The organism is Colwellia sp. C2M11 (genome assembly GCF_018860915.1).
GTDB lineage: Bacteria > Pseudomonadota > Gammaproteobacteria > Enterobacterales > Alteromonadaceae > Colwellia.
On record NZ_JAHKQD010000036.1, the window covers coordinates 1 to 14663 of the forward strand.

12 protein-coding genes are annotated in these 14663 nt (G+C 36.6%); 5 read left to right on the forward strand and 7 right to left on the reverse strand.

All coding sequences use genetic code 11. From position 1 onward, the window contains the following. From KO509_RS09050 to gspC, 4 genes are all read right to left on the reverse strand, one after another. The coding region (locus KO509_RS09050; RefSeq protein WP_215973062.1) for a prepilin-type N-terminal cleavage/methylation domain-containing protein at positions 1–134 on the reverse strand (134 nt) is incomplete at its 3' end. 83 nt (positions 135–217) lie between these two features. Further along, on the reverse strand, positions 218–1942 hold the full coding sequence (gene gspE, locus KO509_RS09055) for a type II secretion system ATPase GspE (RefSeq protein WP_252727468.1): 1725 nt from the start codon (positions 1940–1942) through the stop codon (positions 218–220). After that, positions 1942–4083: a type II secretion system secretin GspD gene (gspD, locus tag KO509_RS09060; protein WP_215972960.1), complete on the reverse strand. Its 2142-nt coding sequence runs from the start codon at positions 4081–4083 to the stop codon at positions 1942–1944. The genes gspE and gspD overlap by 1 nt, the downstream gene beginning before the upstream one ends. 104 nt (positions 4084–4187) lie before the next feature. Then, the gene (gene gspC / locus KO509_RS09065; protein WP_215972961.1) at positions 4188–5174 is read right to left on the reverse strand and encodes a type II secretion system protein GspC; all 987 of its coding nucleotides are present in this window, start codon (positions 5172–5174) and stop codon (positions 4188–4190) included. Between the two features lie 425 nt (positions 5175–5599). Between gspC and hslR the strand changes: the two genes are divergently transcribed. From hslR to pckA, 3 genes are all read left to right on the forward strand, one after another. Then, positions 5600–6004, forward strand: coding sequence for a ribosome-associated heat shock protein Hsp15 (hslR, locus tag KO509_RS09070; RefSeq protein ID WP_215972962.1), 405 nt, complete (start codon positions 5600–5602; stop codon positions 6002–6004). A gap of 20 nt (positions 6005–6024) precedes the next feature. Beyond that, the gene (hslO, locus tag KO509_RS09075; protein WP_215973064.1) at positions 6025–6906 is read left to right on the forward strand and encodes an Hsp33 family molecular chaperone HslO; all 882 of its coding nucleotides are present in this window, start codon (positions 6025–6027) and stop codon (positions 6904–6906) included. 340 nt (positions 6907–7246) lie between these two features. Next, entirely contained in the window at positions 7247–8857 is a 1611-nt protein-coding gene (gene pckA, locus KO509_RS09080; RefSeq protein ID WP_215972963.1) for a phosphoenolpyruvate carboxykinase (ATP), read from the forward strand. A gap of 99 nt (positions 8858–8956) precedes the next feature. Here the strand turns inward: pckA and KO509_RS09085 are convergent, their stop codons facing one another. Beyond that, positions 8957–10360 carry a HAMP domain-containing sensor histidine kinase gene (locus tag KO509_RS09085; protein ID WP_215972964.1) on the reverse strand — a complete coding sequence of 468 codons (1404 nt, stop codon included), beginning with the start codon at positions 10358–10360 and terminating at the stop codon, positions 8957–8959. 36 nt (positions 10361–10396) lie between these two features. Continuing rightward, positions 10397–11071 carry a response regulator transcription factor gene (locus tag KO509_RS09090; RefSeq protein WP_215972965.1) on the reverse strand — a complete coding sequence of 225 codons (675 nt, stop codon included), beginning with the start codon at positions 11069–11071 and terminating at the stop codon, positions 10397–10399. Positions 11072–11269: 198 nt separating this feature from the next. On the opposite strand from KO509_RS09090, the gene KO509_RS09095 reads away from it, so the two are divergent. Together KO509_RS09095 and KO509_RS09100 are read left to right on the forward strand one after the other, a co-directional pair. After that, positions 11270–11635 carry a diacylglycerol kinase gene (locus KO509_RS09095; protein WP_215972966.1) on the forward strand — a complete coding sequence of 122 codons (366 nt, stop codon included), beginning with the start codon at positions 11270–11272 and terminating at the stop codon, positions 11633–11635. Between the two features lie 100 nt (positions 11636–11735). Continuing rightward, positions 11736–13391 (forward strand): phosphoethanolamine--lipid A transferase, encoded by a 1656-nt coding sequence (locus KO509_RS09100; protein WP_303495414.1) that lies wholly within the window; start codon positions 11736–11738, stop codon positions 13389–13391. Between the two features lie 442 nt (positions 13392–13833). Here KO509_RS09100 and KO509_RS09105 read toward each other — a convergent pair whose 3' ends face one another. Further along, positions 13834–14466, reverse strand: a complete 633-nt coding sequence (locus tag KO509_RS09105; protein ID WP_215972967.1) for a glutathione binding-like protein — start codon at positions 14464–14466, stop codon at positions 13834–13836. Positions 14467–14663: the final 197 nt, after the last annotated feature.

Genomic DNA, 14663 nt, shown 5'->3' on the forward strand with positions numbered 1-14663 from the left:
GTGTCTTGGCTACCCATTAAGTTGGGTACCACAACACTTAACATCATACCGATAATAACAATTACCACCATAACTTCTAATAGGGTAAAACCTTGCGATTTTTTGTACGTATTCTTTAATTTATTACTAACCATTATTTTTCCTAACACCTATCTAATTTAACTAATTTTGTTAACCTAATAATGACTCAACCCCAATTTATGTTGGGATCTAACCATTAATCTTCTCGCGTAACGCGCAATACTTCTTCCAGCGTTGTTTGCCCCAACATGACTTTATCAAAGCCATCACGTCTAATTGACGCAGTGTTGGTGCGTATATATTTCTCGATGCCTTGCTCACCATGCCCATTATGAATAAGCTCACGTACAGTATCATCAACCACTAATAATTCATGAATACCGGTTCTGCCGCGATAACCTTTAAAGTTACATTCTTTACACCCTTTAGGGTGATAAATGACTTGTTGGTTATCTTTAGGTAAACCAAGTAACGCACACTCTTCTTCACTAGGTAAGTGACTTTCTCTACAATGTGGACAAAGCGTTCTTACTAAGCGTTGTGCAAGTACGCCCAATAAACTAGACGATAATAAAAACGGCTCTACGCCCATATCTTCCATTCGCGTTATTGCCCCTGCTGCGGTATTGGTATGCAAGGTTGATAACACTAAATGACCGGTTAAACTGGCTTGTACACCAATTTGTGCCGTTTCTAAATCTCGAATTTCACCAACCATCACTACATCTGGGTCTTGACGTAAAATAGCACGTAACCCTCGAGCAAAGGTCATGTCGACCTTGGTATTCACTTGGGTTTGTCCGATGCCTTCAATAGCAAATTCTATCGGGTCTTCGACGGTCAGAATATTACGCTCTCGAGCATCTATTTGTGTTAACCCAGCATACAAGGTGGTACTTTTACCAGAGCCGGTTGGGCCCGTGACAAGTATAATACCGTGTGGTTTTTCAATTAATTGACTAAAGGCGTGACGATTAACGTCGGTCATACCTAAATCTTGTAAATCTAATCGCGCAGCGTTTTTATCAAGTAAACGTAATACAACGCGCTCACCATGCCCGGTTGGCATAGTTGATACACGTACATCAACCGCACGCCCACCAATACGCAATGAAATACGACCATCTTGTGGGATACGTTTTTCAGCGATATCAAGCTTCGCCATGACTTTAATACGTGAAACAAGCAATGAGGCAAGTTTACGGTTTGGTTTTAAGACTTCACGTAACACACCATCAACACGAAAACGTATTTGTAGCGCATTTTCAAAGGTTTCAATGTGAATATCACTGGCACCTTCTTTAATGGCTTCACTTAACATGGCATTGATAAGTTTGATGATAGGCGCGTCATCTTCATTTTCCAATAAATCTTCGCTTTCGGTCATCTCATCAGCAAGTGAGTATAAGTCGACTTCGTTACCAATATCTTCCATCATCTGTTGTGCTTCTGATGAATCACGTTGATACGCTTGTGTGAGTAATAACTCAAAGGCGGCAACCTCTTGTACGCGAAAGCTAAACGGCGCTTTAATAATGCGGCGTACTTCAACAATGGTCTCGACACTAATCGTTGGTAAGCAATGCAGCACATAGTGCTCATCTTCTTTCGCGAGTAAAACACTGTAGCGTTTTGCAAAGGCGAAGGGTAAACGCCAAGCAATAGCGGTCTCTTCACTGATTTGTGCTAACTCATCGCGCTCACTGTCACTAAGGTTATCAGTATCTTTGTTAGACTCGCTGTCAGTGACCTCATGGTTGGTGTGACTAACTAAACTATCAACCAAGTTATCAACATCATCAGCAATCGTGCCACTGTCTAAATCAACCGACTCACCAAGCGCTGTTGCGTTTTGCTCATCGATTGTATTTACCGGACTACTTTTGCTTGCACTGCTGCCTTTTATTACATCGTCAGACATTATTCATCATTCTCATTCACATCATTGACCGGCAAATCATCTTTTACTGAGTATGCTTTAAGGCGCTTATCATCTTGTACTGATTCTTGGTACGCTTCAAACGATGGAGGTAACGCTAATGCATCATTCCATTTTGGCAGAATAGGTAAGTTGTCATCATCCATCAATGACAAGCCTTCTTCTTGCTTACGTAATTGGTCAGCGCGAATAAAGTTATACTTATCTTTCGCCATATTATGCATCATCGTTGAATCAGTAATAATTTGTGGCTTAAGAAATACCATCAAGTTACGCTTACGTGTCGTTGTGCTAGTTGATTTAAATAAATGTCCTAGAATTGGAATGTCGCCAAGTAACGGAACTTTCTGCTCACTCTCTTGCACGTCTTCATCAATGAGGCCACCTAAAATAACCGTTTGGCCACTTTCAACCATTACGGTAGTTTTGATTTCACGTTTGTTAATTGAAATATCAACACCCGTTGCGCCACTAACAGAAGAGACCTCTTGCTCAATGGTAAGTTGTACACTGTTACCTTCGTTAATTTGTGGTGTTACTAAGAGTTTAATCCCCACTTCTTGACGGTCAACGGTTTGAAAAGGGTTTGAGCTGCCAGTACTTGACGCTTGCGAGCCAGTAATCACCGGAATCTCTTGACCTACCAAGAAGTACGCTTCTTCGTTATCCATCGTCGTGATACTTGGCGTGGCAAGAATATTAGAATTGGTGTTTGAGTTAACCGCTTGAATAATTGCGCCCCAGTCATTTTTAGCAATACCAAACATACCGCCACTTACAGTGCCAAGTAGTTGTGCCAAAATAGTATAGTCACCATTCGTATCAGGGTTTTGTGTTTCGCCAGACTCGGTAATAACCACAGTACCTTCTGTTTCTTCAGCGGCTTTAACACCCGCGGCAATACCTGATATAGGCGCTACACCGTTAGTAAACTGAGTAAAACCACCCGCTTCACTGTACCACTGCACACCCAGTTGTGCGCCATCGCTTTCATACACTTCAACAATAATCGCTTCAATGTGTACTTGTGCGCGTGGTACGTCTAGTTGGCGAATAACCCCTTCTAATGAACGTAACATCTCAGGTTGCCCGGTGATAACAACCGTATTGGTTGCTTCATGCGCTTCAATACTGGTTTCGTTTTGTGCGTTGCTCTTACTCGCTGCCCTTGTGGCTTGTGCTTCAGAGGAAATAGTTTTACTCACACCACTAAGCACTTTGACTAAGTCTTCAGCTTTTGAGTATTTTAAGTAGTAAACACGAGTATTGCCGTTAGTTTCTAATTCACTGTCAAGTCGCTTCACTAAACGCACAACGCGCTCACGTGCTTTAACTTCACCGCTAACAATAACGCTATTACTACGGTCATCAGCAACAATCGTTGGAATTAAAAATGTCGCTTGCGTAGTTTTACCACCGCTTGGCTTATTCATTGCCTCGATAATACGCACCATTTCACCCGCAGATGCATATTGTAATTTAATAATTTCTACGTCTTGGTCACCCGCTCTATCAACACGCTCAATGATGTTCACTAAACGATTAACCGTTGCCGCTGTGCCCGTTAACATAATCACGTTTGCCGGGTCATAGTTTGTGACGTTACCACCACCTGCTTGGTCAGACAGTTGACGTAATAACGGCACCAGCTCACGTACCGTCACATTCTTTACTTCAACAATACGTGTCACCATTTCATCGCCAATAAGACTGCCGCCACTATCAACCACCGGAATCGCCGAGGTCTTAGCATCTTTATTACGAATGATTTTTACAATGTTATTTTCACGCTCAATCGCAGAAAAACCATACACCGCCAACACGTTTAAGAAAAACTGGTAGTACTGCTCTTCTGATAATAAGTCATAACTGCGCACGTTAATTTTACCACGCACGTTCGGGTCAACAATCATGGTCTTTTTCAAGTTTTTACCCACAATAGTGACAAACTCGACAATTTCAGTGTCTTTAAAGCTTGGTGAATACTCCGCCGCGCTCGCTTGTCCCACGGCAAAAATACCGCTAAAGCTCAATGCGGTCACTAAAACCAAACTCAATGATTGAAGTTGCTTAAACTTGTGGCGTAATGGCTTAACCACAATGGCGTTTAAGGTTGTGCCCATGAAAAATTCCTTATTGCTTCTTTGCTATCCACGATGAATACCAAAGGTTAATACTAATGGCTCACACTCAAGATAAGTGCAAACGTTAATGCTAAAATAGGTTGTTATTCAATACTAAACATTATTTCAATCAGCTCGTTGTTTCGCTCAACTAACAATGAAATGTTTTGTGCTGTTTTTAAGGCTGACATTGCTTGTGCTGCCTCTAAAGGCACCAATAAATCATGCCCATTCATTTGTGTTGCCACATCGCCTGACTTTAAGCCCGATAAAGCAAAAAACTCAGGGTTTTTGCCTGGTGATAAGCGATACCCCGAAATCTGACCGTTTTTACGTGCCGGGGTGATGCGCAAGTAATCCGTTATTTTCCCTGGGTTGTTGTTTAAATCATTACGTAATGACTGTGCCGCTTGTTTGAAATCATTATTCTTGCGTTGGTCAATAACAGTGCCTTTCGTTGCGGCCACTTTCGGACCACTTTTTTCAGCGCGCGTCGCCTTAGCCGCATTCGCATTACTCGCTTTTTTATGAGACACACTTTGCGCTGGTTGATTATAGTCTGCACCATCAAGCATCAAGGTTTCTAAACGCCCCGACTGTTTAATAATAACCCGGTCGATTAATACTTTTTCAAGTGTAGCTCGGGTGCCTTCAATAATGTCATCAATACCATAAGTTGCTTGTTTTTTCTTATGCTCAATAACCGCAGCCGCAATCGCCATATCATCACTAGCGACTAACCCTGATAACGTTAACTGTAAACGGGTTTCAGGTGCTGAAGCTATTTCTTCTATCGTTTCTGTTTTGGCTGCTTGATTATATTCACCAAACAAATGTAACGATTGTAGCTGTGATAAATCAACCTGGCCACCTTGTAATTGGCTTTGTGCTTGTCGTTGAGCTGCCGTTAAGTTGCCCGCATTTTTATTACCAATGTTTTGTCCCGCCGTTGGCATGACCAGCCACGTGATCTTGGCCAAGATAAAAGCGATATAAATTAATAACAACACACTTATTGCTTGTGCAATAGTTCGTTGTGGTAATTTTGCTAACGCAGTCGAGAGTGATGTAAAATTATTAGTTAAAGTCATTGATATTTTAAACTTCTTTTTTACTTCATCATTTAAAGTGATTTATCACTTTAAATGTAAAATATGTGCAATTACAATATAAGGCTACCGATAATACTTGACCATTAGCCCACCAACAAGCGATGACCGTCGTTTTTAACTAATATTTACAAAAAAACACAAAAGAGTGCGCAGTTTATACTGGAATATGCTATTTTTCTGCTAAATAAATCTCTAAAATTAAATACATGCATTTTATAGTAACAACATCAATAAAACAGTCTCTATATGGCAACAACGCTTAAAGTTAGTTCAATATTATCGTGATTAACAAAAGTTAATATAGATCTCTGAATACTTATCATTGATAACTCTGCCAAAGCCCATATTATAATCAAAAGCTAATAGTTATTTAAGCACTGTTAACGTGATGGATTTTTAATTATATGACAATCATAAAGAACGCTGAACTTACCTCAGCTAGATTAGATAAATGGCTCTGGGCTGCACGTTTCTACAAAACTCGTGCTATAGCAAAGCAAATGATAGATGGCGGCAAAGTCTTTTATAATGGGCAACGAGCCAAATCAAGTAAAGCTGTTGCTATTGGTGATTTTATCAAGGTGCGACAAGGTTTCGACGAAAAAGAAGTAGAAGTCATTGCGTTAGCCGATAAACGCCGAGACGCAACTTTTGCTCAAACCTTATTTAACGAAACGGCAAAAAGTATTGAGATAAGAGAGAAGAATAGCTTAGCTCGCAAACAAGGCATTTTACTCAGCCCTGCAAGTGATACTAAACCCGATAAGAAACAACGCCGAAAATTACGAGAATTCAAAGAAAGGATATAATCACTATGTCTACAACCGACATCAGTAAAACCGACGTACTAAACCGCTACTTATTTAACGATAGACATGTACGTGGCGAATTAGTGCAATTAAGTCAAAGTTATCAATCTATTATTAATAACCATAACTACCCTCTTGGTGTACGTTTATTATTAGGTGAATTGCTTGCTGCTACTTGCTTGCTTACAGCTACCTTAAAATTTGAAGGAGAAATAACCGTTCAATTACAAGGAGATGGTCCGGTAGGTTACATGTCTGTTAATGGTGATAATAATCAAAAATTACGTGGTATTGCTAAAGTTGTAGAAGTAGAAACTGCTAATAAAGCACATTCCCTAAAAGAGCTTATGGGTAAAGGTAATATGATCATTACTGTTAAGCCTGAGAAAGGTGAAGCCTATCAAGGCGTAGTCGCGCTAGATCAGCCGACTCTTGCCCAATGCTTTTCCCAATATTTTGAAATATCAGCACAAATTCCAACACAAGTATGGTTATTTAGTGATGATGAGAAGCAGCAAGTTGCTGGTAGTTTAGTTCAATTATTGCCTGACGGTGATGGCAGTAATGAAAATAAAGCCCAACAACAAGATGATTTTCAGCATTTAGCACAATTAACAAATACCATCAAAGCCGATGAAATTTTTTCGCTCGAAGCTGAAGCACTACTTTACCGCTTATATCACCAAGAAAAAGTTAGTTTGTTTGAGCCTCAAGCAGTGAGTTATCAATGCGGTTGTTCAAATGAAAAATGTCTTAGCGCTATTGCGCAAATAGAAGGCGATGAAATTGAAAAAATACTGGCTGAACAAGGAAAGATTTCAATGACCTGTGACTATTGTTTGACTACATATGACTTTTTTAATGAACAATTAAAAAGTTTCATTTCGAAAGATAGCCATTAGTTACTAACTTTCAATTGTAACGCTAATTTTCTTTATCGATGCCATTTTGGTTAATTATTACTTAAATGGTGTCGTTCTTCACCCTTCTACAGCCCTTATCAGTATTAATGTTGTAAACTTACAAACAATATTAGCACCGCTAATTTAACCATTCATGTCGCTTATACTGAAAACTTTCATCTTAGGTTATTTTTTACTTTCGTTTTGAGTATTTATCAAATAGAATGTCGGATTATTAGCTAGATGAAAACTTTTATACCCTATTACACAGTAATAAATACTAACCAGATCGAACTAAACCACAACTTAAAATTCGTCATACCTTAGGAGTAAAGTCGCTATGACCGCCCAAAAAAACTCAATTGATTTGTCGCAATACGGCATTAGTAATGTTGCAGAAATTGTTTACAATCCATCTTATGAGTTGCTTTTTAGTGAAGAAACCAAAGCAGGCCTCGAAGGCTTTGATAAAGGCGTAGTCACAGAGCTTGGCGCTGTCAATGTTGATACAGGTATTTTTACTGGTCGTTCACCTAAAGATAAGTACATTGTTCGTGATGATGTAACGCGAGATACTGTTTGGTGGTCTGATCAAGGTAAAAATGACAACAAAGCTATGAGCCAAGAAACATGGTCTGAGCTTAAAAGTTTAGTTACTACTCAGCTTTCTGGCAAACGCTTATTTGTTGTTGACACTTATTGTGGCGCAAACGATAACACTCGTTTAAAAGTACGTTTTATCACAGAAGTAGCTTGGCAAGCACACTTTGTAAAAAATATGTTTATTCGCCCAAGTGACGAAGAACTTAAAAGCTATGAACCTGATTTTGTTGTAATGAATGGTGCTAAAGCCACTAACCCTAATTGGGAAGCACAAGGTTTAAACTCTGAAAATTTTGTGGCCTTCAATTTGACTGAAAAAGTACAGTTAATTGGCGGTACATGGTACGGCGGCGAAATGAAAAAAGGTATGTTCTCAATGATGAACTATTACCTTCCATTGCAAGGTATTGCCTCAATGCACTGTAGTGCTAATGTTGGTAAAGATGGTGATACGGCAATTTTCTTTGGCTTATCAGGTACAGGAAAAACAACACTTTCAACAGATCCTAAGCGCCAATTAATTGGTGATGATGAACATGGCTGGGATGATAATGGTGTGTTTAACTTTGAAGGTGGCTGTTATGCGAAAACAATCAATCTAAGTAAAGAAAATGAACCTGATATTTATAATGCTATTCGTCGTGATGCGTTATTAGAAAATGTAACTGTTAATGACGAAGGTAAGATTGATTTTGATGATAACTCAAAAACTGAGAACACTCGTGTATCTTACCCAATTCATCACATTGATAACATTGTAAAACCGGTATCACGTGCTGGTCACGCTAAGAAAGTAATTTTCTTAACAGCTGATGCTTTCGGTGTATTACCACCAGTAGCTAAATTAACACCAGAGCAAACTGAATATTACTTCTTGTCTGGTTTTACTGCTAAGTTAGCAGGTACAGAACGAGGTATTACTGAGCCAACACCTACTTTCTCTAGCTGTTTTGGCGCAGCTTTTTTAAGTTTACATCCTACACAATATGCTGAAGTATTACATAAACGTATGGAAGCTGTTGGCGCAGAAGCTTATCTAGTCAATACCGGCTGGAACGGCACAGGTAAACGTATTTCAATTAAAGCGACTCGTGCGATTATTGACGCTATTTTAGACGGTTCAATTGATGAAGCTGAAACAACAGTAATACCAATGTTCAACTTAGAAGTACCTAACGTTGTTGCAGGTGTAGAAGGTGATATTCTTGATCCAAGAAATACTTATCACGATACTGCTGAATGGCAAAACAAAGCAACTGACTTAGCAGAACGTTTTGTAAATAACTTCAATAAATTTACTGATACAGATAATGGCAAAGCGCTTGTTGCTGCAGGACCTCAACTGTAATAACAGTATAAAGTGATAAAATAAAAAGTCGCTAACAAGTCATTGTTAGCGACTTTTTTTACAAAAATATTCAGCTAAATATTCTTATAACTGACTAAGTTAATAATCAAAAACCACACCAAAAGTAATTAAATCTGCGCCTTTTAATTCAACTGATATTTTTATATTAGCTCGTTCAGCTAAAGTTTTAACAATAGCTAAACCTAAGCCAAAATGGGTTTCAGATGTTCTGGCATTATCTTTTTGCCACAGCGGTTCGAACATATTATTTATATCTGCTGCCGTTAATTGCTGCAGTGGTATGTTAGATATGGTTAGTTTTGGCTTGTCATTAATAATATTCAGTTCAATTGTTACTATACTTGCTTCTGGGCTGTAATGGATCGCATTGTTAATAAGATTTGTTAGTATTGCTTCTAAGGAAAACACATCATTCGTAATAACAATGTTATTGGTAAGCTTGGTGCTAATTCTTTGTTCAAAATTAGGTATTGTTATTGCTAGCCTTTCTAAAATACAGAACACTTTATCTGATAAATCTATATCAACCATGGTTAAGTTAAATTGCTCAGTACTCACTTTATTTAATAGCAATAATGACTCTACAATATTTTTCATACGTGTAGATATAGATAAAACATCATCTTTATAGTTTTCGATAACCTCTTCATTTTCTGGATATTTAATTGCTATTTCACTCACACTCATTAATTCAGTAATAGGTGTTTTTAACTCATGTGCAATATCAGAAGTTAATCGTTTTTCATTTTTAAGTAATGCCCTGTTTTCAATTAAAAATTGATTTAATTCATCAATAATTGTTTTAATTTCACTCGGAGGATGATCAATGAAAAATTTTTCTGATTCATTATTAATGTCAATTTCTCTGATCTGTTTATTAAGTAAGGTGATTGGCTCTACCCCCTTAGAAACAATTTTATTCACTAAATAGCGAACAAAAAATGCAGTACCGATAGCAGTAATTAAAAAAACAATATCAATTAATATTAAAATTTGTTCAAGCGTTGCACTTGACCGAGCAAAAACTAGGTATATAGGAGACTGAATATCTGTGGCGTCATTGTCATTCGTCGGTATAAATTTAAATAAAAAAACACGCCCACTTTCACCATTGGGTAAATCAGCTTGCGTAATCATATGTCCGCCAAGTGACAATGCTACGCGATTAAAGTCAAATTCAGGTGTTTGATTTAATGTCGGTGAATATTTTAATATTTTATCATTTGACCAAATTTGAAAATATTCAGCATGTTCTGTGCGGCTAAACTCCGTCATCACATCAATTAGCATGGTTAATTGTAATGAATTTTCTTTATAACTAATTAAATTAACGAGACTCTTACCTTTCTGTTCTAAAGCATCATCAAATTGTTTATCTACATACGTATCGACACTAATGTCTAAAAATAAGAGAACAATAAATAAAATAAAGGTAATAAGTGTGGTTAGTTGCTTAACTAAAGACTGCTTTATTGACTTCATGTTGAACCTTACAGTTTATTGTTAATAATGTATTGCTCAAGCATTAGTAGCAACATAGCCAAATCCACGTTTATTTTTTACAGGGAATACAGCTGAAAACTTTTTCAATTTTTTACGAATAGATGAGATATGAGCTTCTAATGAGTTTTTATTAATGGCATCGTATTTACCAACAATATACTCCCCCATCTTTTCAGCGCTCACTACTTTCTCTTTATTAATAAATAAACATTCTGTAATTTTATATTCTGTTGGGGTTAAGTCTATCGCTTTACCTGAAAAGCTAAGCACTTTTGCTTGTAAATCGACAACAAAATCATTAATAGTGATTGTGTTTGATGTTCTTAATAACTCACCTCGCCTTGTTAACGCGATAATTCGAGCATGCAACTCATCAAATGAAAAAGGCTTAGTCATATAATCATCGGCACCGGTAAACAAACCATCAATGCGATCTGACAGTTGATCTTTAGCAGAAAGAATAAGTACCTTACTTTGTTTTTTATGCTTTCTTAGCGATTTTAATATTGATAAGCCATCAACACTGGGTAACATTAAATCTAAAATAATAATGTCATAATCATCTGATAATGCCATCGCCAAAGCATCGGCTCCGTCACCTGCTTCATCAACAGCAAATCCTAAGGCAACTAAGCCTATACGCAAACTACGCCTTAATTTATCAGAATCTTCAACAAGTAAAATATTCATATTAATCATCAATAGCATTTTTCTTTAATTTATCACGCTAAACTTAAGATTGGCTGAATTTTATAAAAACCGCGAATAAAAGAGACCTTTTATAATATAAACATCGGTATATTCAGTAAATCTTAAGCTCCCCTTCAGGTGCACTTAAGTTCACTTTGCTAAATTAATGATGAAAGATTATTTATTATTGAGTTAACAATGACAATACAAAAACATAAAGGTGCTAAACGCATTTTTCTAGCCTTAATTAATTCATTACAAGGCTTTAAATGGTTAATAAAAAATGAAACAGCTTTCCAACAAGAGTTAATTATAATCCTTGTATTATCAAGTGCTAGCTGCTTTCTCAATATCAGCTTATTACTGCATTTATTACTAATTGTGTCACTGCTGTTTGTTCTATTAGTTGAAGTTATTAACACCGCAGTAGAAGCCACGATTGATCGCATCGGGTTAGAGCATCATTCATTATCTGGTTTAGCAAAAGACTTAGGATCTCTTGCTGTATTGATTAGTTTAGCAATCGCTATTGCTACCTGGGGAGTAGTTTTATGGGAGCTATAATTTATCCGTAAACAAGAAAATTCAGCAAAAATTCAGTTTACGCTCAGTTTTAATTAAGGTTGAAAAGGCACACTATTATTTTTACTAAAGAGATAAGATTGTGCAAAAAATATTTTCTAAAACGCTATCATTAAATTCAGCAACAATATTGTTAAGCCTTTATTTTTCGCTTGTTTTTAACTTTCCGTTTTTACAAAAAACGTATTATGATTTAATTAAGTTAGATAGCTTTGATTTTGCCTACTTTATATCTCTCCCCTTATTTTTAAGCACTATTTTTGTTCTGCTATTTAGCCTATTGCCGAGAAGGTATGTTTATAAAACAGCGATGACTGTTCTGATCATATTATCAGCCGTATTCTGCTATGCAATGAGTAGTTATGGCATTATTTTTGACTACGGTATGGTTGAAAACATGGTTGAAACATCTACGTCTGAGGCTTTTACCTACCTTAATTTATCAGCTATTTTTTATATAGCATTATTAACAATTACGCCTTTAGTGATATTAAGAAAAATTAATTATCGGTCAAATTCGCTGGGCTTAAGCGTAAAACACCGTTTAAAGCTAATTGTTTCTGCCCTAATCATCTTTATCATTATTTTTTTTAGTCTGTATTCTAGTTACGCATCTGTTAACCGAAATAATAGAGATTTAGCAAAATATATTGTGCCAATACCAACATTAATTGCGAGCTATAAATACATTAAACGAAACCATTTCGCTGAGCCAATAGTATTTAAAGAGTTAGATTCTCATCCTAAAATGCAAACATCACTTAAAGCAGATAAAAATGTCGTGGTAATGATTGTAGGAGAAACAGCAAGAGCAAAAAACTTCTCGTTAAATGGTTATGCTAAACTAACCAACGAATATACAGAGAAGTTTAATATACAGTCTTTTAAGCAAATGTATTCCTGTGGTACAGCAACGGCCGTTTCTGTTCCTTGTATGTTTTCATTATTAAACAAAGACCAGTTTAATAAGCAATCAGCGTCTTCACAACAAAATCTATTAGATATTGCGCAATTAGCAGGTGTCGATGTGTTGTGGGTTGATAATAATGAAGGTTGTAAAGGTGTCTGTAAGCGAGTAAAAACTATTAATATTGACAAAAATAAAAGTAATTCATTATGCGATGGTGACTATTGTTTTGATGAAATATTATTAACGCAATTAGATAATAAACTAACCACGTTAAGCGCTCAAACCACATTAATTGTTCTGCATTTAATGGGTTCACATGGGCCAACATATTATCGTCGTTACCCACAAGAATTTGCTACTTTTCTACCTGACTGTCAGCAAAGTGATATACAAAACTGTACATCAGAGCAACTAGTAAACACTTACGATAATACAATACATTATTCAGATTATGTGATTTCTGAAGTAATAAATAAATTAGCTAAATTTACCAAAAACAATACTCAGACGATAAATGCAAAAATGATTTATGTATCCGACCATGGGGAATCATTAGGTGAAAATGGTCTCTATTTGCATGGTTTTCCATACGCCATTGCGCCTATCGAACAAACCCATATCCCGCTATTATTTTGGTCAAATAACACTCAGGAATACTTCCAAAATAATTGCTTAGAACAGAGTACGCAAACGATATATAATCATGACAATATATTTCATTCCATGCTTGGTGTATTAAATGTAGCGTCATCAACATATCAACCAAAGCTTGATGTTTTTAAACCATGTCGAGATAACACCAACATAATGCGTATCGCTCAAAATTAAATGAACAAAAATCGATAAGCAGTTTAGCCAACGTCGAGCTGATATATAGCAGTAATTTAGATGCCGAAAATGAATAACCTATAATAACATTAGTTTCTTATTATTATTCTACAAACTATGCCAGCCAAACATATCCCGCGACAGGTTTAGAATATATAGATGGATTTAGATTTAACGTTGTTTTCTGGTGCACTTAAATTTCAGCTCCCGTTAAATGATTCAACTATAGGAACATGAGATCTTACCGGTAGCTCAATAGAACAAAAATATAATGTAGATTTCAACTTTACAGAGTTAAACTCGACTAAATCATCAAGCAAACTCTAGCGTGAATTTTACAAACAACAATTCTTATTCTAGTAATTGACAATCAATATATTGTTATAAAAAATCACTAATTCTCGTTAGAACTAAGAATTAGTGATAAGGCTAAGTCTATTATTTAGTCTAGAGATATACCGGTTGGTAAGCTCATACCACGTTGAACAGCAGGACGTGAGCCAACATGCTGGTACCATCTTAAGAGATTTGGATAATCTTCAATATTAAGCGTTGTCCATTCGCTAACGCTAATCCAAGGATAAGCAGCCATATCGGCAATCGAATACTCTCCGGCTAAATATTCATTATCTGCGAGGCGATCATCTAACAGACGATAAACACGTGCGGTAAAATTGGCATGGTAGTCTAATGCTTGAGGTAACTTTTCTACGGCTAAATCAGACCAATAATGTGCAGACGCACTATGTGGCCCTAATCCAGTTAATGCCACCATTAGCCACGACAGTGTTTCGCCACGCTCTTTACTGTCGACAGGAAGAAATTGTTTACCCGCTTCAGCAAATTGTATTAGAATTGCGCCTGATTCAAATAAAAGACGTTGCTCTTCACGCTCTTGCCAAACAACAATTGGCACTTTTCCAAATGGATTCAGATCAGTAATTTCAGTAGCAAATTGTTCTTTCGCTCTGATATTAACAGGGTGAACATCAAAATTAAGACCCAATTCTTCAAAAAGAATTGATATCCGTCGCGAATTGGGCGTTGCCCACATATATAGTTTAATATTATTCATTTGTATAGTATGACTTAATGATATAACAAACAGCACTACCCGAAAGAGTGGATATCAATAAACTACCCCTTTGGGTGGTATAGCGGTTGTTGCTAAGGAGTATCTTAATTTGAGTAAAATAAACTGTTCAACGTATCGACTTTGAATAGTTTAAAGCAAGGCCATCAAACAATAACAATAATTATAAAAAGATCACT